The organism is Leisingera daeponensis DSM 23529 (assembly GCF_000473145.1).
GTDB classification, from domain to species: domain Bacteria; phylum Pseudomonadota; class Alphaproteobacteria; order Rhodobacterales; family Rhodobacteraceae; genus Leisingera; species Leisingera daeponensis.
Map to the genome: position 1 here is coordinate 116,315 of NZ_KI421500.1, position 19,398 is coordinate 135,712.

The window sequence follows — 19,398 nt, forward strand, 5'->3', positions numbered from 1 at the left end:
GGGACGCGGACGGTGCAGACCGGAACCAAGATCTCTCTTGCCGGACACGGTTTGCTGATGGGATGGGTCGTCTTTGGCGCCTGGTTCCCGTCCGAACCTTTGCCGTCCAATGTGCAGCAGGTGGCGCTGATCTCCGCGGAAGAGTTCGAGAAGCTGAGCCAGCAGCGCAAGGCGCCGCAGGTCGCGCCGGAGCCCGCACCGCTGAACGAGCCTGCCGAGGTGCAGCCCGCGCCGGAACCCGCACCGCAGCCGGACCCGGAACCCGAGATTTCCCGGCCCGAGCCGGTCGCGCCGGCGGAGCCCGACCCGCAGGTGGCAGAGCTGCCCGATGCGCAGCCCGAGCCGGAGGTGCCGGACACGCCGCCGCCGGCAGCGGAAGAGCCGGAGATCGCCGCGCTGGTGCCGCGGGTGAGGCCGGAGGCCGCGCCGCGCCCGGTGGACCGGGTGGCGCCGGAGCCCGTTGCTCCGCCGGAGCCGGACACGCGCATCGACGACATCGTGCAGCCCGAGGTGGCGCCGGACGAGGGCGCCAAGACCGAGCAGGAGGTTCAGGAGGCCACCGCGCGCGAGGCCGCCAGCGACCGGATCGTCACCGAGGAGAACGAGGGCGAGGACATTGCGGCCTCCGCCGCGCCGGCCGTTTCCAAGCGCCCCGTGACCCGGCCGTCACGGCCGAAGCCGCAGCCGCAGCCGGAACCGGACACGCAGGTTACCGAAGCGGCCCAGCCGGCAAAGCCGGAGGAGCCGGAGGAGCCGGAGCCGTCCGGCACATCCTCGGCCGTGGCGGACGCCCTGGCCGAAGCGCTGGCGGGCGGCGCCGATGTGGAAGATCCGGAACCGTCCGGCCCGCCGCTGACCTTGGGGGAAAAGGATGCCCTGCGGGTGGCGGTTTCGCAGTGCTGGAACGTGGGCTCTCTGTCCACCGACGCGCTGAAGACAACCGTGGTTGTTGCGGTGTCGCTGGCGCAGGATGGCAGGCCGGACTCCGGGTCGATCCGGATGCTGTCCAGCACCGGCGGCGCGTCTTCGGCGGCGCAACAGGCCTTTGACGCGGCGCGGCGGGCGATTATCCGCTGCGGAGCCGGAGGATTTCAGCTTCCGGCTGAAAAATACGCGCAATGGCGTGATATTGAAATGACATTCAATCCGGAAAGGATGCGGATCAAATGAGGAATATTCTGGCAGCACTCCTGATCGGCGCTTCGGCACTGGCCGGAGCAGGCGCAGCCGCGGCGCAGACCGGGCCGCTCCGCATCGAAATCGACCAGGGTGTGATCGAGCCGCTGCCCTACGCGGTGCCGGATTTCGTGCCGGAAACCCCTGCGGCAGCGGAATACGCCGCCGAAATCGCGCGGGTGATCGCCTCCGACCTCAGCGGCACCGGCCTGTTCCGGGAGGTGCCTGCCAGCGCCCATATCTCCAAGGTGACGGCGTTCGACGGCCCGGTGAAATTTGCCGACTGGAAGGCGGTGAACGCCCAGGCGCTGATCACCGGCGCGGTCAGCGTCACCGGCAACGGGCTGACGGTGCGGTTCCGCGGCTATGACGTGTTTGCGGAAAAAGAGCTGGAAACCGCGCTGCAGTTCACCGGCACCACCGACGGCTGGCGGCGGATGGCGCATAAGGTGGCCGATGCCATCTACAGCGAAATCACCGGCGAGAGCGGCTATTTCGACAGCCGCGTGGTCTATGTCTCCGAAAGCGGCCCCAAGAACGACCGCCGCAAGCGGCTGGCGGTGATGGATTACGATGGTGCCAATGTGCAGTACCTGACCAACAGCGCCTCCATCGTGCTGGCGCCGCGGTTCTCGCCCGCCGGCGACCGGGTGCTTTATACCAGCTATGAAAGCGGCTTCCCGCAGATCCATGTGCTGGACGTGGGCCAGGTGCAACGCAAGGTGCTGTCCAGCGGCGACGGCACCATGAGCTTTGCGCCGCGGTTTGCGCCGGACGGGCGCACTATCGTCTATTCTCAGACCCAAGGCGGCAACACGGACCTGTTTGCGATGGATATCGAGACCGGCGCCAAGACCCGGCTGACCTCGGCCCCCTCGATCGAGACGGCGCCGTCGTTCTCGCCCGATGGCAGCCAGATCGTGTTCGAAAGCGACCGCTCCGGCAGCCAGCAGCTCTATGTGATGCCCGCAGGCGGCGGCGAGGCGCGGCGGATCAGCTTCGGCGAGGGCCGCTATGGCACGCCCGTCTGGTCGCCGCGCGGCGACATGGTGGCCTTCACCAAGCAGAACAAGGGCCGGTTCCACATCGGCGTGATGCGCACCGACGGCAGCGAGGAGCGGCTGCTGACTGCCTCCTTCCTGGATGAAGGGCCGACCTGGGCGCCCAATGGCCGGGTGATCATGTTCACCCGTGAAAGCCAGGGCAGCTCCGGGCGGGCGCTTCTTTACTCGGTGGATATCACCGGGCGCAACCTGAAGCCGGTCAAGACGCCGGACGGGGCGTCGGACCCGTCGTGGTCGCCGCTGCAAAAGTGAATGCTGCGGAAACAGGGCCAACAAGGCGGGGATACCCGCATGGAACCAGACCCGGGCTTGTGATAATGTCGGGGCAAGAAACGCAAAGGAATAGGCAGACATCATGAGCGGCTTGAAATTGGCAATCGCGGCAGTGGCCGTGCTGGGGCTTGCAGCCTGCAGCAACAAACCCTGGAATGACGACTTGAACGGTGCCGGAGGGGCAGGCGGCGCGGGTGCGGGCGCCGGTGCCGGCGCCGGGGCACTGGATCCGGCCAGCCCGGCCTATTTCCAGCAGACCGTGGGCGACCGGGTTCTGTTTGCCATCGATCAGCACACGCTGTCGCCCGCCGCCCAGGCGACCCTGCAGGGGCAGGCGCGCTGGCTGGCGCAAAACGGCGATTACGCGGTTACCATCGAGGGCCACGCGGACGAGCAGGGCACCCGCGAATACAACCTCGGCCTGGGTGCCAAACGCGCCAACGCCGCCCGCGAGTACCTGATCTCCCAGGGCATTTCCGGCAGCCGCATCAAGGTGGTGAGCTATGGCAAGGAGCGCCCGCTGGAGATCTGCTCGGACGAGACCTGCTATTCCAAGAACCGCCGCGCTGTCACCGTGCTGGCGGGCGGACTGACGGGGTAACGGCATGAAACTTCTGCGCACCGCGCTGCTGGCCTCCGTGATGCTGCTGCCGCTGCCGCTGGCGGCGCAGGACCAGCAGACCCTGGCGGACATCCGCCAGGAGCTGACCGTCTTGCATGTGGAGGTGCAGCGGCTGAGGCGCGAGCTGTCCACCACCGGATCCCCGTCCGCGGATGTCTCCGGCAACACGGTCCTGGACCGGGTCGCCGCGATTGAAAGCGAATTGCAACGGCTGACCCAGAAGACCGAGGAGCTGGGCCACCGGATCGACCGGATTGTTGCCGATGGCACCAACCGGATCGGCGACCTGGAGTTCCGCCTGGTCGAGCTGGAAGGCGGCGACGTCGGCGCCTTGGGCGAAACCACGACGCTGGGCGGCGGCGAACTGCCGGCGGCGGTGGCGGTTGCCCCGCAAGCCGCGGACGGCGGCACCGCGGGCGGCGAGCTGGCGATTGGCGAACAGGCCGATTTCGACGCCGCCGAGGCGCTGCTGGCCGAAGGCCAGTACCAGGAAGCGGCAGAAAAGCTTGCGGCGTTCAATCAGGCCTATCCGGGCAGCCCGCTGGCGGCAGCGGCTGAGTTCAGCCGCGGCAAGGCGCTGGACGGGCTGGGCGACACCCGCGAAGCGGCCCGGGCCTATCTGGCGGCCTTTTCGGGCAATTCCGCCGGCCCGGTGGCGCCCAAGGCGCTGTTTGAGCTGGGCGCGGCTTTGGGCCGTCTGGGGCAGGCCGATCAGGCCTGCGTGACGCTGTCCGAAGTCGGCGTGCGGTTTCCGGGCACCGGCGCGGAAGAAGAGGCCAGGGCCGAGATGGCCAAGCTGGGCTGCTCTTGACCGAGGCCGGGCGGGATATCCCGGCTCTGGTGCGCAGTCAGTTCCGTTCTGCTCTGCCCGCCAAGCTGGGAATTGCCCTGTCCGGCGGCGGTGATTCGATGGCCCTGATGCATCTGCTGCACGATTGCTTCGGCAGCGGCGAGGTGCAGCTTTTTGCGGCAACCGTCGACCACGGGCTGCGCCCCGGTTCGGCGGACGAGGCGGCCGCGGCCGGCGCCGCAGCGGCCCGGCTTGGCATCCCCCATGAGGTGCTGCACTGGGCGGACAGGCCGCAGGACGGCAACCTGCAGGCGCAGGCGCGGGCGGCGCGGTATGAGCTGCTGTGCGGCTGGGCGCGGCAGCACGGCATCCCGGTGCTGGCGCTTGGCCACACGGCGGACGATCAGGCCGAAACGGTGCTGATGCGCATGGCCCGGGCCTCTGGCGTGACGGGGCTGTCGGGCATGGCGGCGCGGCGCACCCACAAGGGGGTGACGCTGCTGCGGCCGCTGCTGGACGTGACCCGCAGCGAGCTGCGCCGCTATCTGGAAGCGCGCGGCGTGGACTGGGCCGAGGATCCAAGCAATGAAGATACCCGTTTTGAGCGGGTGCGTGTTCGCAAGGCGCTGGAGCATCTGGCGCCGCTGGGGCTGACGCCGGAAGTGCTGGCCAGCGTTGCCCGGAACATGTCCAAGGCGCGTGAGGCGCTTGACTGGTATGTCTTTCTGGCCGCCCGCGATCTGGCCCATGTGCAGGCGGGCGCAGTCGTCCTGTGCCAGCGCAAATTCCGCACCTTGCCCGTCGAAATCAGCCACCGGCTGCTGGTGCGGGCGGTGCAGTGGGTGTCCGGCGCCGCCTATCCGCCGCGCCGGGTGCCGATGGAGAAAGCGGTCCAGGCGGCGCGGAACGGCAGCTCCGCCACGCTGGCAGGCTGCCATCTGGTCAGCACCGCCAAGCAGGTCTGGGTCTGCCGCGAGTATAATGCCGTGAACGGGGTAACTGCGCTGCCGGGGCAGCTTTGGGACGGCAGGTGGAAGATTTTCGGCGGCGACGCAAAGGGATGCGAAGTGCGGGCGCTGGGGCGGCAGGGGCTGGCGCAATGCCCTGACTGGCGCGCCACAGGCGTGCCGGGTCCCGTGCTGGAAGGCACCCCCGCGGTCTGGCGCGGCGCCCGGCTGGCCGCTGCGCCTGCGGCCGGATTGGCCAATGGCTGGTCGGCGGAAACGGCAGGAAGCGAAGAAGAGTTCTTTGCATCCCTTTTATCTCATTGAACCTGCCCGAATGATCCTTATTTTAAGCACAACGCAGGCGGCCTGTGAGGTGCGCCTATCTGATAGGGAGAACTTTCCTTGGGCAACGCTCGCAATATCGCCTTTTGGGTTGTTCTGTTTCTGCTGATTCTGGCGCTGTTCAATTTGTTCAGCGGTTCCGGCAGCACGATGCAGAGCCGTGAACGCACTTTTTCTGACTTCGTAAGCTCGGTTGAAACCGGCACGGTCAGCACCGTCACCTTGGACGGGGAGCAGGTGCGCTACACCACCACCGACGGGCAGAACTATGTCACCATCAAGCCGGGCGATGCCGAGGTCACCTCTCTGCTGATCGCAAACGACATTCCGGTGCGCGCTGAAAAGCAGCAGCAGTCCGGTTTCCAGTCGTTCCTGATCACGCTCTTGCCGTTCCTGCTGCTGATCGGGGTGTGGATCTATTTCATGAACCGGATGCAGGGCGGCGGCAAAGGCGGCGCCATGGGCTTTGGCAAGTCCAAGGCCAAGATGCTGACCGAAAAGCATGGCCGCGTCACCTTTGACGATGTGGCCGGCATCGACGAGGCCAAGGAAGAGCTGGAAGAGATCGTCGAGTTCCTGCGCAACCCGCAAAAGTTCTCGCGCCTCGGCGGCAAGATCCCCAAGGGGGCGCTGCTGGTCGGCCCTCCGGGCACCGGTAAGACGCTGCTGGCGCGCGCTATCGCGGGCGAGGCCGGCGTTCCGTTCTTCACCATCTCCGGCTCTGACTTTGTGGAAATGTTTGTGGGTGTCGGTGCAAGCCGCGTGCGCGACATGTTCGAGCAGGCCAAGAAGAACGCGCCTTGTATTGTGTTCATCGACGAGATCGACGCGGTGGGCCGCCACCGCGGCGCCGGTTACGGCGGCGGCAATGACGAGCGTGAGCAGACCCTGAACCAGCTGCTGGTGGAAATGGACGGCTTTGAGGCCAATGAGGGTGTGATCATCCTGGCCGCCACCAACCGCAAGGACGTGCTGGACCCGGCGCTGCTGCGCCCCGGCCGCTTTGACCGCCAGGTGACCGTCGGCAACCCCGACATCAAGGGCCGCGAGAAGATCCTGGGCGTGCATGCCCGCAAGACCCCGCTGGGGCCGGACGTGGACCTGCGCATCATCGCCCGCGGCACCCCCGGCTTCTCCGGCGCCGATCTGGCCAACCTGGTCAATGAGGCCGCGCTGATGGCTGCGCGTGTCGGCCGCCGCTTTGTCACCATGGAGGATTTCGAATCCGCCAAGGACAAGGTGATGATGGGCGCCGAGCGCCGCTCGATGGTGCTGACCCAGGACCAGAAGGAAAAGACCGCCTACCACGAAGCGGGCCACGCCGTTGTCGGCATGGTGCTGCCGGAATGCGATCCGGTCTATAAGGCGACGATCATCCCGCGCGGCGGCGCATTGGGCATGGTGGTCAGCCTGCCGGAAATGGACCGGCTGAACTGGCACAAGGACGAGTGCGGGCAGAAGCTGGCGATGACCATGGCGGGCAAGGCGGCCGAGGTCATCAAATACGGCGAAGGCCATGTGTCCAACGGCCCGGCCGGCGACATTCAGCAGGCCAGCCAGCTCGCGCGTGCCATGGTGATGCGCTGGGGCATGTCCGACAAGGTCGGCAACATCGACTATGCCGAAGCGCATGAGGGCTATTCCGGGAACACCGCCGGCTTCTCGGTCTCGGCTCACACCAAGGAGCTGATCGAGGAAGAGGTGAAGACCTTTATCCAGGAGGGTTATGAGCGCGCGTTCCAGATCCTCACGGAGCATAGGGAGGAGTGGGAACGCCTGGCACAGGGCCTGCTGGAATACGAAACGCTGACCGGCGACGAAATCAAGCGGGTCATGAACGGCGAGCCGCCGCAGGCGGGCGACGATGAGGATGGCGGCGAGGACGAAGGCACCGCTTCCGTCACCGCGATCCCGAAGGCCAAGCCCAAGAAAACCCCGCCGGAAGGCGGCATGGAGCCTGAGCCAACAGCGTAAGCGCCAAGCCAGAAAGCGAAACGCGTCCCGGAACCCTGCTGCGGTCTCCGGGACGTTTGCTTTTTTGGGGGGGGCGGGGCCGCGGCGGGAAGACAGCCTGCCAGGCCGTTCCCGGGTGGCAGCTGGGGAAATTGCCTGTAAGCTCCGCTCCCAGAGCAGTATTCATGGGAGGAGAGCCGGAATGCCGGTATTGCGCGACAGCGGCTTCAGCGGTGAAATCACGTGGCTGGGCAGCGTCCCGGCAGGAGCAGGCCTGCAGGCGGTTGCGTCGGAGGCGCTGGCGCTGGGCTTCGGGGGCATCCCGGGGGAGCGCCATGAGGGCGAAAACCGCGCCTCCTGCGTGCGGGTGCGCAACGTCCACCCGGAAGGCACCGAAATCCGCAACGTGCGCCAGCTGACCCTCCTGTCGGAAGAGGAGCTGGCGCTGATCGCGGCGGACATGGGGATGGCGCGGCTCGACCCGGCGCATCTGGGGGCCACCGTTGTGCTGCGCGGCATCCCGGATTTCACCTTTGTGCCACCGTCCTCGCGCCTGCAGGGGCCGGACGGGGTGACCCTGACCGTGGATATGGAAAACCGCCCCTGCGTGCTGCCGGGCCGGGAGATCGAGAAGGACCACGCGGGCTTTGGCGCCCGGTTCAAGCCGGCGGCACAGAACCGCCGGGGAATCACCGCCTGGGTGGAGCGGCCTGGCACACTGACCCTGGGCGCCAAACTGACCCTCTTCGTGCCGGATCAGCGCGCCTGGGCGCCGTGACGCCCCTCTTTCAGAACGATCGGGTTTCCTTTAGGGAACCGGGAACGGAGCAGGGAGAGAGCTCACGCCGCTTCAAGGCGGGATAATGTCGGAAATCACGCGCGCGTTTTGCCGCATATTGGCTAAGTCTATCGCGAAACCGGCATCCTTGTGCCGGCGATCGTATGCAAACTCAGCAGGAACCTTGCCATGAGCTACAAGAGTGACATTGAGATCGCGCGGGACGCGCAGAAGAAGCCGATCCAGGAGATTGGGGCGAAGATCGGGATTTCCAATGACGATCTGCTGCCCTACGGCCATGACAAGGCGAAGGTGAGCCAGCGGTTCATCAACTCTGTGCAGGACCGCGAAGACGGCAAGCTGATCCTGGTGACCGCGATCAACCCGACGCCGGCGGGCGAAGGCAAGACCACCACCACCGTGGGCCTGGGCGACGGGCTGAACCGGATCGGCAAGAACGCGATGATCTGCATCCGCGAAGCGTCGCTGGGGCCGAACTTCGGCATGAAGGGCGGCGCTGCGGGCGGCGGCTATGCCCAGGTGGTGCCGATGGAGGAGATGAACCTCCACTTCACCGGCGACTTCCACGCGATCACCTCGGCGCATTCGCTGCTGTCAGCGATGATCGACAACCACATCTACTGGGGCAACGAGTGCGAGATCGACGTGCGCCGCGTCGCCTGGCGCCGGGTGGTCGACATGAACGACCGGGCGCTGCGCCAGATCACCGCCTCGCTTGGCGGCGTCTCCAACGGCTTCCCGCGCGAGACCGGCTTTGACATCACCGTGGCCTCGGAAGTGATGGCGATCCTGTGCCTGGCCAATGACCTCAAGGACCTGGAACAGCGCCTGGGCGATATCATCGTGGCCTACCGCCGCGACAAGACCCCGGTCTACTGCCGCGACATCAAGGCCGAGGGCGCGATGACCGTGCTCCTGAAGGACGCGATGCAGCCGAACCTGGTGCAGACCCTGGAAAACAACCCGGCCTTCGTGCACGGCGGCCCGTTCGCCAACATCGCGCATGGCTGCAACTCGGTGATCGCCACCAAGACCGCGCTGAAAGTGGCCGATTACGTGGTCACCGAGGCGGGCTTCGGCGCCGACCTTGGCGCCGAGAAGTTCATGAACATCAAGTGCCGCAAGGCGGGCATCGCGCCCTCCGCAGTGGTGGTCGTGGCCACCGTGCGGGCGATGAAGATGAACGGCGGCATCGCCAAGGCCGACCTCGGCGCCGAGAATGTCGAGGCGGTCAAGAAGGGCTGCGCCAACCTCGGCCGCCACATCGAGAACGTCAAATCCTTCGGCGTGCCGGTGGTGGTTGCGATCAACCACTTCGTGACCGACACCGAGGCCGAGGTGCAGGCGGTGAAGGACTACTGCGGCAGCCATGGCGTCGAAGCGGTGCTGTCGCGCCACTGGGAGCTGGGCTCCGAAGGCTCTGCCGATCTGGCGCAGAAGGTGGTGGAGCTGGCCGATTCCGGCAAGGCGAACTTCTCGCCGATCTACCCGGACGACATGCCGCTGTTTGAGAAGATCGAGACCATCGCCAAGCGCATCTACCGCGCCGACGAGGTGCTGGCCGATCAGAAAATCCGCAACCAGCTGAAGGAATGGGAAGAGGCGGGCTATGGCAGCCTGCCGGTCTGCATGGCAAAAACCCAGTACTCCTTCACCACCGACCCGAACCGCCGCGGCGCGCCCGTGGGCCATTCGGTGCCGGTGCGCGAAGTGCGGCTCTCGGCCGGCGCGGGCTTCATCGTGGTGGTCTGCGGCGAGATCATGACGATGCCGGGCCTGCCGCGCACCCCGGCGGCGGAGACTATCCGCCTGAATGCGGACGGCCAGATCGAAGGCCTGTTCTGAGCCGGCACAGACGGAATGCAGCGGCCCGGGGACACCCGGGCCGCTGAAGCTTTGAGATGACGGGACCGGATCCGGGGGCGGCCCCCCGGCGGAAAGGAAGAGAGCAATGGCAGCAACAGTGATTGACGGCAAGGCCTTTGCGGCCAAGGTGCGCGGCCAGGTGGCGGAGCATGTGGCGCGGCTGAAAGAGGAGCATGGCATCACCCCCGGCCTGGCGGTGGTGCTGGTGGGCGAGGACCCGGCCTCCCAGGTCTATGTCCGCTCCAAGGGCAAGAGCACCGTCGAGGTGGGCATGAACTCGTTCGAGCACAAGCTGGACGCGGGCACTTCCGAGGCCGACCTGCTGGCGCTGATCGATCAGCTGAACAGCGACGCGTCCGTGCATGGCATCCTGGTGCAGCTGCCGCTGCCGAAGCATCTGGACGAGGATCTGGTGATCAACGCGATCGCGCCGGAGAAGGACGTGGACGGCTTCCACATCTCCAACGTGGGCCTTCTGGGCACCGGCCAGAAGTCGATGGTGCCCTGCACGCCGCTGGGCTGCCTGATGATGCTGCGCGAGCACCACGGGAGCCTCTCGGGCCTGGACGCGGTGGTGATCGGCCGCTCCAACATCGTCGGCAAGCCGATGGCGCAGCTACTCTTGGGCGACAGCTGCACCGTGACCATCGCGCATTCGCGCACCAAGGACCTGCCGGAGGTGGTGCGCCGCGCCGATATCGTGGTGGCGGCGGTGGGCCGTCCGGAGATGGTGCCGGGCGAGTGGATCAAGGAAGGCGCGACGGTGATCGACGTCGGCATCAACCGCATCGATGCGCCGGAGAAGGGCACCAATGAGGACGGAAGCGTCAAGACCCGTCTGGTGGGGGATGTGGATTACGCCTCGGCCGCGGAGCGCGCGGGCGCCATCACCCCGGTGCCGGGCGGCGTCGGCCCGATGACCATCGCCTGCCTGCTGGCCAACACCGTGACCGCCGCCTGCCGCGCCAACAACCTGGCGGAGCCGGAAGGCCTGACCGCGTAAGCGCAGCGCAAAACAGCAGCGGCTGAAACCAGCGCTCCCGCCGGACGCCTCCGGCGGGGGTAGCGGGGTTCCTGGAAACGCTCCAGTGGAGCGTTTCCCCCGCGAACGGGCGGAGCCCCTTTGGGAAAGATGAAAGAGGCGGGGGTCAGGCCGTGACGGGCACCATTGTGCCCTGCAGGAGCGCGACCAGTTTTTCTTCCTTCGCTGTCACTGCGTGAACCTCCGCGGTGACGATGACAAGGCGGCGGCCCGGCTTGATGACCTTGCCGGTGGCGCGCAGGTGGTCTCCGGCGCCGGGCGCCAGCAGGTTGATCTTCATCTCTGCCGTCATCACTTCGCAGTCCGCGGGCATCATCGTGAGCGCCGCGTAGCCTGCCGCCGTGTCGCCGATGGCGAAGCTGAGGGCGGCATGGGCCACATCGTGCTGCTGGCGGCTGCCGGGCAGGATGGGCGCGGTGATCACCACTTCACCGGCCGCGACGCTTTCAATCTCGGCGCCCAGGGTTTGCATCATGCTTTGCTTGGCGAAGCTGCTGCGGATGCGGTCTTCCATTGCGGTGTCCTTCTGCTGGTTTGCCCGCAGCATAAAGGAGCGCGGGTGCCTTGCGCAGGTGACGCTGCGCCATTTAACCGGTCAGCGCGGCATTGGCACCGGCAACGGGCGCGGCCCGGTCAGGATGGCGAGAGCGCCGGGTGCCATCAGCGGCGCGAAAGCCGGATCGCTGCTGCGCAGGCCGCCGGTGTAGGTGCCGAAGGCAGGCAGGATCACGCGGGCGGCGTCCACCAGAAAAGCGGGCCGGGAGGTGCTGCGCACCCGCGCCTTGGGGTGGTAGTGGCCGGAGATTTCGGCCTTGGCAGCAGGATCGGCGATGTGGCGGAAGGTGAGGGGGGCAAGCTGCAGTTCTGGCATTTGTTCCCCGCCGAGATCGGCAGGGGCCGGATCGTGGTTGCCGGTGATCCAGATCCAGCGGCGGTTCTGCATGAGGGTGGCCAGTTGCGATTGCTCCGCATCCGGCAACGCCCGCGAGGCGGTGTCGTCGTCGAAACTGTCGCCGAGGCAGACCACCGTGTCCGGCTGCAGGGCAGACACCAGGTCAGAAAGGCGGATGAGCGTATCCCGCGTCTCATAAGGCGGCAGGGCGCTGCCGCCGCGCCGCATACGGCGCTCGGATTTCCCCAAGTGCAGGTCGGAGACGCAGAGCAGCCGTTGCGCGTCCCACCAGAGCGCGCCGGAGCCAAGGGCGGTGAGGCGGGCGCCTGCGAGGGTAAAATCAAATCCGGTCATACAGTTGCCTTTAACGGGGGGCGCAGTCTATGAAAGCGGGGCAGATTAAGATGTTGCTGAGGGAGACAACGGGGAAAACATGGCTGGTGTCGCTGTCATTCTGATTTTCGTTGTCTCGTTTCTGCTGTACCGCCGCCAATTGCAAAACCCGGTCTACGCACCTCTGCGCGAGGAAGGGCTGATTTGGAAGCGGACCGGATTTCACTTGCTACAGGCCGTCCTAAGAGACAAGTCAGATCCTCTGAAACCGATTCAGATGCGCTTGGGGCTTACGGGATTTGGTGTGGCGACCGTCACCATGGCTGCCGCTGGTGCAATTGTCTACCTGAACGCCTAACGGGTAGCTGAACCCTGGACGGTATCATTGCAGCCGGTCCAGCCCGGATTGCTGCATCAGTGCCGCGGCCTCCTGCTGCAGCAGTTTCTCCTCCGCCGCGCCTTTGACAGGAACTTTGCCGACCTCCAGCAGCAAGGGGGCGGCGAGGGGGGAGATCCGCTGCAGCCGCCGGTGGGTGATGCGGCCGTCTATGCGGGCGATCATCTCCTCGATGCGGCCGAAGTCCACCAGGCCGCGCAGGGCCTCCTCGCGGGTGATGTCCAGCAGCAGGTGATCCGGGTCGTACTTGCGCAGCGTGTCATAGAGGATGTCGGAGGAGAACGTCGCCTGCCGCCCGTTCTTGCGCTGGCCCGGGGTGTTGCGCTCGATCAGCCCGGCGATGGTGGCGGCACCGCGGAAGGCGCGTTTCATCACCGCGTTGCCGGCCAGCCAGCCCTCCAGCCCCTCGCGCAGGGCGCCGATGTCGAACAGCGGGGCGGGGTCGGCGAGGTCCTCCAGCCCCCAGATCATGGTTGCGTAATCGGTGGAGACAAAGCCCAGGGGGTCGAGGCCCAATTCCTCCATCCGCTTGGTCAGGAGAAGTCCCAGCGTCTGCTGGGCATTGCGGCCTGCGAAGCCATAGACGCAAGCGTGCGCGCGCCCGTCATGCGGGAAGCTTTCGATCAGCAGGGAGCCTGCGCGGGGAAGCTCTGAGACCTCGCGCTGGAGTTCCAGCCAATCTGCCGTGTGGCGCGGCAGGCTGGGCCAGCTGTCCTGCTTGAACATCTCCAGAATGCGGGCGCTAAGCTGGGTGGAGGTGGCGAATTTGGTGCCGGAGAACACGGCGATCTTGGGCTTTTTACCCGGGTTGCGGCTGACTTCCACGGTCATTTCCCGCAGGCCCTCGTAGCGCACGGTCTGGCCGCCGATCAAGAAGGTGTCGCCGGGGGTGAGGGTGGCGGCAAAGGCTTCCTCGATTTCGCCCAGCGGCTTGCCGCCGCGGTTGCGTTTCAGGCGGACCTTGACCAGGTCGGTGTCCTGGATGGTGCCCAGGTTCATGCGGATGCGGGCCGCGGCGCGCGGATCGCGCAGCTGCCACTTGCCGTCCGGGCGCTGCAGCAGGCGCTGCCATTGGTCGTAAGCTTTCAGTGCGTAGCCGCCGGTGGCGCAGAAATCGAGGCAGGCATCGAATTCGGCGCGGGGCAGGGCGGCATAGGCCCCCGCCTGGGTCATTTCCGCATAAAGCTGGTCAGCGTCGAAGGGACCCGCGCAGGCAGCGATCAGGATGTGCTGGCACAGGACGTCGCGGGGGCCGGGGCCGCGCGGCGCGCCGTCCAGATCGTTTGCGCACACCGCCTCCAGCGCGGCGCGGCATTCGACCACTTCAAACCGGTTGGCAGGCACAAGCAACGCCTTGGACGGGGCGTTGTAGCGGTGATTGGCGCGGCCGATGCGCTGGACCAGGCGTTTCACGTTCTTGGGGGCGCCGATCTGAATGACCAGGTCGACATCGCCCCAGTCGATGCCAAGATCCAGGGAGCCTGTGCAGACGATGGCGCGCAGCTCGCCGCGGACCATCGCCGCCTCGACCCGCTCGCGCTGAACCCGGTCGAGCGAGCCGTGGTGGATGCCGATGGGCAAGGCGTCCTCGTTGGCGAGCCAGAGATTGTGAAAGAAGATTTCTGCCTGAGCGCGGGTGTTGTGGAAAATCAGCGTGGTGTTGTGCGCCTTGATCTGCGCCATCACTGCCGGGATCGCATAGGCCGCGCCGCCGCCGGCCCAGGGCGGGGGTTCAGCGGTTTCCAGCATCCGGATGTCAGGGGCGGGGCCGGGGTCGGCCAGCACGATATCGCAGGGGTCCGGATGGCGGGCGAGGTAGCTGGCGATCGCCTGCGGGTCGTCCACGGTGGCGGACAGCCCGATCCGGCGCAGATCCGGGCAGAGCGTCTGCAGCCGCGCCAGGGCCAGCATCAGCTGGTCGCCGCGCTTGCTTTCGGCCAGGGCGTGGATCTCGTCGACCACCACGCGCTTCAGGCCCTTGAAGGTGCGGGCGGCGTCCTCGTAGGAGGTGAGCAGGGCGAGGCTTTCGGGCGTGGTCAGCAGGATATGCGGCGGGTCGGCGCGCTGGCGTTTCTTGCGGCTGGAAGGGGTGTCGCCGGTGCGGTCGTCGATGCGGATGGGCAGGCCCATCTCCTCCACGGGCGTGCGCAGGTTGCGCTTGATGTCGGCCGCCAGCGCCTTGAGCGGGGAGATGTAGAGGGTGTGCAGCCCTTCGTGGCTGCCGTCCGCCAGCTCCGCGAGGGTGGGCAGGAAACCGGCCATGGTCTTGCCGCCGCCGGTGGGGGCGATCAGCAGGGTGCAGGGCTGAGAGGCCCGCTCCAGCATGGCGTGCTGGTGCGGGTGGATGGACCAGCCCTTGGAGGCGAACCAGTTCTCGATGACGGGCGGCAGAGTGCTCATCCGTCCCATGTAGGTGCTGCCGCAGATCTTTTTAGAAATGTCTGGCCCGAAGTTATAAAAAACTTTGGGGCCGGGTCATTTCACGATCTGCTCGTCCCTGACGAACATGTTGGCCCAGGCCCGGTCGATCAGTTCCGGCGACATCTGATAGGGGATGCCCTCGAACTCGCAGATCGCGATCATCTGGTCGATCAGGAACCCCGGCTGATAATTCGCGTAAACGTTGCTGATGGTGGGGTATTTGTTCTTGAGCAGGTGGACCAGCGTGCGTTCATCCAAGGGGACGCCCTTCTTGCGGGCCACCATGGCAAAGATCTTGAGGAAGTTCTCCTGATCCGGGCCGTCGATCTTGATTTTGAAGAAAATCCGGCGCAGGGCGGCTTGGTCGAAGATCTCGTTCGGGTGGAAGTTGGTGGAGAAGATCACCAGCGTATCGAAGGGCACTTCGAATTTCTCGCCCGACTGCAGCGCCAGGATGTCCTTGCTTTCCTCCAGCGGCACGATCCAGCGGTTGACCAGCGCCTGCGGCGGCTCTGCCTGGCGGCCAAGGTCGTCGACGATGAAAATGCCGCCGGTGGATTTCAGCTGCAAGGGGGCCTGATAGGTGCGCGCGGTGGGGTTGTAGACCAGATCCAGCATGTTCAGCGACAGCTCGCCGCCGGTGATCACGGTGGGGCGTTCGCACATCACGTAGCGCTCGTCAAAGCGTCGGCGGCGGCGCAGGGCGTTGGGGTCTTCCGGTTCCTGCTCGACCATGGTGTGCACGATCGGGTCGTAGACGGTGATGACCTGGCCCGCGTATTCGATGGCGCGCGGCACGTAGACATGATCGCCTAGGGCGTCGCGGATGCCGTTGGAGATCGAGGATTTCCCGTTGCCCGGCGGGCCGTACATCAGGATCGAGCGGCCGGCGCTGACCGCCGGGCCCAAATGGTCCAGCAGGCTGTTCGGCAGGATCAGGTGGCCCATGGCGCTGATCAGCTGGTCGCGGGTCACCTGGATGTTGCGGATCGACTGGCGCTTGACCTGCTCGCGGTAGACCGCCAGCGGCACCGGCATGGCGCCGAAATATTCCGACTGGCTGAGCGCATCCAGCGCCCGCGCCTTGCCTGCATCGGTGAGCTGATAGCCCATCTCGTTGCCGCTGTTGGCGTTCAGCGTGCCGGTGGCTTCGAGCAGTTTCTGCTCGCGGGCCATGTCCACCAGTTCCTGGGTGACGGCGCCGGGCAGGCAGAGTGCCTCGGCAATCTCCGTCACCGTTTCCGCGTTCTTGCGGAAGATGGTCTTGAGCAGGATGTCCCGCATCATCACCAGCGGCAGCTGCATCTGCTCCAGCCCCTTGGGCGGGGGCGGGGCCGTCACGGTGAGGTTATGCATGTTCATGGCGGTGCCTGTTCCTGAATTCCGGATTTGCGCCCCCGGTTCGGGAGGCGGCCTTGGAAACAGACTATTCAGGACTGTGGCAACAGCGGGGCAGAGCTGCAGCATTTCCGCGGAGGCGGCGGGAAAATCCGTGGCCGTTTCCCGCGGCGGCGCGGCCTAGCTGCCGAACAGGGCGGCCAGGATCAGATAGAGCGCGAGGGTGCCGCCGAGGCACAGGCCCATGGGAAAGCTTTTGCCGGTTTCCCAGCTTTGCCACTGCGGCGCCAGCTGGCGCAGCGGCGTGTATTTGGCGATCCGGTGGGCGGTGAAGCCCGCCAGCAGGGTCGCGGCAAAGATGATCATCAGGAGCCGCAAATCGCCGAGCGCAAAGAACGGCGCGGCGGCGCCGGCAAATTTGGCATCGCCGGCGCCGACGGCGCCAGCGGAGTAGAACAGGAAGCCGAGCCCGATCCCTGCCGGCAGATGCAGCAGGTGCCAGCCGTAGTCCGCCCAGGAGGGCATCGCAATGGCGCCCACAGCCACATAGATCACCGCCAGAACATCCACCGCCCAATTGGGAATGCGCATGCCGCGCAGGTCGGTCAGCGCCACGGTGTAGCACAGCGGCAGCACGAAGGGCAGAAACCACAGGGCGGCATGGGCCGGGAACTGCATGGATCAGCCGTTTTCCAGTGCCGCCAGCGAGCGCGAGGCTTCCTCGAAGTGCTGCGGATGGGTGTCGATGGCTTCGCGCAGCAGGTTCTCGCCCACTTTGACGTCGCCTTGCTTGACCGCCGACAGCGCCAGCGTGTGCAGCAGCAGCGCGCGTTCGGTCTGGTCCAGCGGGATCACCGGCAGGGTGTAGTTGCGCTGCGCGCCGCGGGCCAGCACCAGGTTGTTCTTGGCGGTGAACAGGCCCGGGTTCTGGCGGATCGCTTCGCCGAACAGACGCTCAGCCCCGGCGAAATCGCCGCGGGTCAGCTTGGAGTAGCCCCAGTTGTTCATCACCTTGGCGGGTTTGGTGGTCAGCCCGGTGGCAATCTCGTAGAAGCTGTCCGCCCGCTTCCAGTCCTTGTTCGCGTCCGCCACCACGGCCTCAAGCCGGTAGCGCTCGTAGGTTTCATGGGTTGGCGGCACTTTGTCCAGAATGTCCTTGGCCGCATCCCATTCGCCGCTGCGCACCAGGGCACCGGCCAGTTGCACCTGGTCCTCGCTGGTGGCGCCTTTCATCGACACCACCTTCTTCCAGGCGGTGGTGCCTTCGGTGGTGCGCTTGGCGCGGATCAGGGAATAGGCGAGGCCGCGCTGCAGCTCGATCCGGTCCGGACCGGTCTTGAGGGTGCGCTGGAAATGGGCCACCGCCTCGTTCGGGTCGGCCACGGTCATCATGACATCGTTGAGGTTGCTCTCGTCGATGACATTCACTTCCTGAAAGGCCCGTTCCACGGTTTCATCGGCCTTCTCTGCGCAGGCCGACAGGACCAGCGCCCCTGCCAGAGAAGCGGATAGGAAAAACTGCTGGCGCATTTGTGCGTCCTTTTACTGCTCTGCCTCTGTCATGGTGCCGGGCGAATCAGGTAGCTGCCGCCGCCTTGCCGCACCAATTTGTAATCTTGGTTTTGCGGCTCAGTATGCGCAGGATCGTCCAGTTTTGCGAGGGCCAGGCGCAAATTATCGCGGATTGCGTCACTTTCGCCATTGTCGAGCGCATAGGCGCGCTGGAACACCTGCACGGCTTCGGCGGTCTTGCCCCGTTCCATCAGAACCACGCCCAGGTTGTTCATCGGCTCGGGCCAGGCCGGGTCAGCATCGACTGCTTGGCGCAGCAGATCCTCTGCCTGCCCCAGCCGCCGGAGGCCAAGCTTGGCCGATCCCATGCCGGACAGCACCTCGGCCGTCAGGCCCTGGTCGAGGGCGGCGCGGGTGAAGGCCTCCAGCGCCAGCTCGTGCTCGCCCGCCGCCATCAGCCTGTGGCCGACCTGCAAGCCGTCCTCCGCGGTTTTGCGGTGATCGGCGCCCGGCGCCCAGGGGCTGCCCGTGTCCTGTTTCAGACCGCCCGGCGCGCAGGCCGCCGCCAGCGCAAGAACGCTGGCGGCGGCAAGAGCGCGGCTGAGGCGGACAGGCGCGGCCCGTCCTTGTGATGTCATGTTCAGTTGCCTGCGTTGCCCATATTCATGATGCCCTGTATCGACGGGCCAACCAGAATGATCAGCAGCGGCGGGACCGTCAGGCCCATTGTGGCAAGGGTCATCTTCACGGGCAACTTGTTTGCGGCTTCCTCGGCGCGCATCACGCGCTTGTCACGCATTTCTCCGGCATAGACCCGCAGCGCATCGGCGATCGAGGTGCCGAAACTGGCCGATTGGATCATCACCGTCACGAAGGAGGAGATATCCTGCACCCCGCAGCGGGTGCCCATGTCGCGCAGCACCCTGTCCTTTTCCTTGCCCGCCTTCATCTCATAGGCGACGACCTCGAATTCCTCAGCCAGGTCCGGGTAGGAGGCGTGCAGCTCCTTGGCGACGCGGACAATCGCCTGGTCCAGCGACTGGCCGGCTTCGACGCAGACCAGCATCATGTCCAGCGCATCCGGGAAGCCTTCGGTGATCTTCTGCTTGCGCTCTTCGATGCGGCGGGTGATCCAGTATTTCGGCAGCAAGTACCCAGCCGCGCCCGGCCCGACGATGCGGATGGCCATCTGCTGGCTGTCATAGTCGATGTCGGCCTTGAGCACGTAGACAAAGAACAGGCCACCCATCAGCCCCAGCAGGCCGAGGGCAAACTGGGCAAAGTGGAAGAGGCGCACCGAGTCCTTGGAGTGATAGCCCGCCTGGCGCAGCTTAAGCTCCATCGCCGACAGCTCATCCGCGTTTTGCGGTTCCAGGAAGCCTGCGAATTTCTGCAGCTGCTCGTTGCGGTTGGCTTGGCGCAGGCGCTCCTTCTTGGGGACGTTGCGGGTTTCCGGCTTGATGTTCTTCTGCAGCTTTTTCAGCGGGTCTTCGGGCTGGTTCAGCAGCAGCGGAACCGCCAGCAGGATCATGAACAGCCCGGCAATGCCAAGCGCCAGAAGCGGGCCGAATTCGCCGAAGTGCGAGGTCAGGTAGTCGTTTATTCCGGTCAGAAAACCCACGGTCCGCCTC

Annotated in this window: 18 protein-coding genes; 10 read left to right on the plus strand and 8 right to left on the minus strand. The window is 66.1% G+C overall.

Annotated features, from left to right (window positions below):
* The first annotated feature begins 12 nt into the window (after positions 1-12).
* From DAEP_RS0100885 to folD, 9 genes are all read left to right on the plus strand, one after another.
* Positions 13-1,170 (plus strand): hypothetical protein, encoded by a 1,158-nt coding sequence (locus DAEP_RS0100885; RefSeq protein WP_027243347.1) that lies wholly within the window; start codon positions 13-15, stop codon positions 1,168-1,170.
* Positions 1,167-2,492, plus strand: coding sequence for a Tol-Pal system beta propeller repeat protein TolB (tolB, locus tag DAEP_RS0100890; protein ID WP_008554046.1), 1,326 nt, complete (start codon positions 1,167-1,169; stop codon positions 2,490-2,492). Before DAEP_RS0100885 ends, tolB begins: the two co-directional genes overlap by 4 nt.
* Before the next feature lie 103 nt (positions 2,493-2,595).
* A complete protein-coding gene (gene pal, locus DAEP_RS0100895; RefSeq protein ID WP_008555374.1) occupies positions 2,596-3,114 on the plus strand; it encodes a peptidoglycan-associated lipoprotein Pal in 519 nt (172 codons plus the stop codon).
* A gap of 4 nt (positions 3,115-3,118) precedes the next feature.
* Entirely contained in the window at positions 3,119-3,946 is an 828-nt protein-coding gene (gene ybgF / locus DAEP_RS0100900) for a tol-pal system protein YbgF (protein WP_027243348.1), read from the plus strand.
* The gene (gene tilS / locus DAEP_RS0100905) at positions 3,943-5,196 is read left to right on the plus strand and encodes a tRNA lysidine(34) synthetase TilS (RefSeq protein WP_008557394.1); all 1,254 of its coding nucleotides are present in this window, start codon (positions 3,943-3,945) and stop codon (positions 5,194-5,196) included. The genes ybgF and tilS overlap by 4 nt, the downstream gene beginning before the upstream one ends.
* A 78-nt stretch (positions 5,197-5,274) precedes the next feature.
* A complete protein-coding gene (gene ftsH, locus DAEP_RS0100910; protein WP_008557569.1) occupies positions 5,275-7,188 on the plus strand; it encodes an ATP-dependent zinc metalloprotease FtsH in 1,914 nt (637 codons plus the stop codon).
* 181 nt (positions 7,189-7,369) lie between these two features.
* Positions 7,370-7,945, plus strand: coding sequence for an MOSC domain-containing protein (locus DAEP_RS0100915; protein ID WP_027243349.1), 576 nt, complete (start codon positions 7,370-7,372; stop codon positions 7,943-7,945).
* Between the two features lie 189 nt (positions 7,946-8,134).
* On the plus strand, positions 8,135-9,811 hold the full coding sequence (locus DAEP_RS0100920) for a formate--tetrahydrofolate ligase (protein ID WP_008554513.1): 1,677 nt from the start codon (positions 8,135-8,137) through the stop codon (positions 9,809-9,811).
* A gap of 106 nt (positions 9,812-9,917) precedes the next feature.
* Positions 9,918-10,835, plus strand: coding sequence for a bifunctional methylenetetrahydrofolate dehydrogenase/methenyltetrahydrofolate cyclohydrolase FolD (folD, locus tag DAEP_RS0100925; protein ID WP_027243350.1), 918 nt, complete (start codon positions 9,918-9,920; stop codon positions 10,833-10,835).
* A gap of 145 nt (positions 10,836-10,980) precedes the next feature.
* On the opposite strand, the gene DAEP_RS0100930 is transcribed toward folD, so the two are convergent.
* Positions 10,981-11,388, minus strand: coding sequence for a PaaI family thioesterase (locus DAEP_RS0100930; RefSeq protein ID WP_027243351.1), 408 nt, complete (start codon positions 11,386-11,388; stop codon positions 10,981-10,983).
* Between the two features lie 81 nt (positions 11,389-11,469).
* Positions 11,470-12,120, minus strand: a complete 651-nt coding sequence (gene pdeM, locus DAEP_RS0100935; protein WP_027243352.1) for a ligase-associated DNA damage response endonuclease PdeM — start codon at positions 12,118-12,120, stop codon at positions 11,470-11,472.
* Positions 12,121-12,199: 79 nt separating this feature from the next.
* On the opposite strand from pdeM, the gene DAEP_RS0100940 reads away from it, so the two are divergent.
* On the plus strand, positions 12,200-12,457 hold the full coding sequence (locus DAEP_RS0100940) for a hypothetical protein (RefSeq protein WP_027243353.1): 258 nt from the start codon (positions 12,200-12,202) through the stop codon (positions 12,455-12,457).
* Positions 12,458-12,481: 24 nt separating this feature from the next.
* Here DAEP_RS0100940 and DAEP_RS0100945 read toward each other — a convergent pair whose 3' ends face one another.
* The 6 genes from DAEP_RS0100945 to DAEP_RS0100970 form a co-directional block, all read right to left on the minus strand.
* On the minus strand, positions 12,482-14,896 hold the full coding sequence (locus tag DAEP_RS0100945) for a ligase-associated DNA damage response DEXH box helicase (RefSeq protein ID WP_027243354.1): 2,415 nt from the start codon (positions 14,894-14,896) through the stop codon (positions 12,482-12,484).
* 75 nt (positions 14,897-14,971) lie between these two features.
* Entirely contained in the window at positions 14,972-16,279 is a 1,308-nt protein-coding gene (locus tag DAEP_RS0100950) for a P-loop NTPase family protein (protein WP_027243355.1), read from the minus strand.
* A 156-nt stretch (positions 16,280-16,435) separates the two neighbouring features.
* On the minus strand, positions 16,436-16,933 hold the full coding sequence (locus DAEP_RS0100955; RefSeq protein WP_027243356.1) for a prepilin peptidase: 498 nt from the start codon (positions 16,931-16,933) through the stop codon (positions 16,436-16,438).
* Positions 16,934-16,936: 3 nt separating this feature from the next.
* A complete protein-coding gene (locus tag DAEP_RS0100960) occupies positions 16,937-17,785 on the minus strand; it encodes a tetratricopeptide repeat protein (RefSeq protein WP_027243357.1) in 849 nt (282 codons plus the stop codon).
* 29 nt (positions 17,786-17,814) lie between these two features.
* Positions 17,815-18,405: a tetratricopeptide repeat protein gene (locus DAEP_RS0100965; RefSeq protein WP_008556984.1), complete on the minus strand. Its 591-nt coding sequence runs from the start codon at positions 18,403-18,405 to the stop codon at positions 17,815-17,817.
* A gap of 2 nt (positions 18,406-18,407) precedes the next feature.
* Positions 18,408-19,388 (minus strand): type II secretion system F family protein, encoded by a 981-nt coding sequence (locus DAEP_RS0100970; protein ID WP_008556673.1) that lies wholly within the window; start codon positions 19,386-19,388, stop codon positions 18,408-18,410.
* Positions 19,389-19,398: the final 10 nt, after the last annotated feature.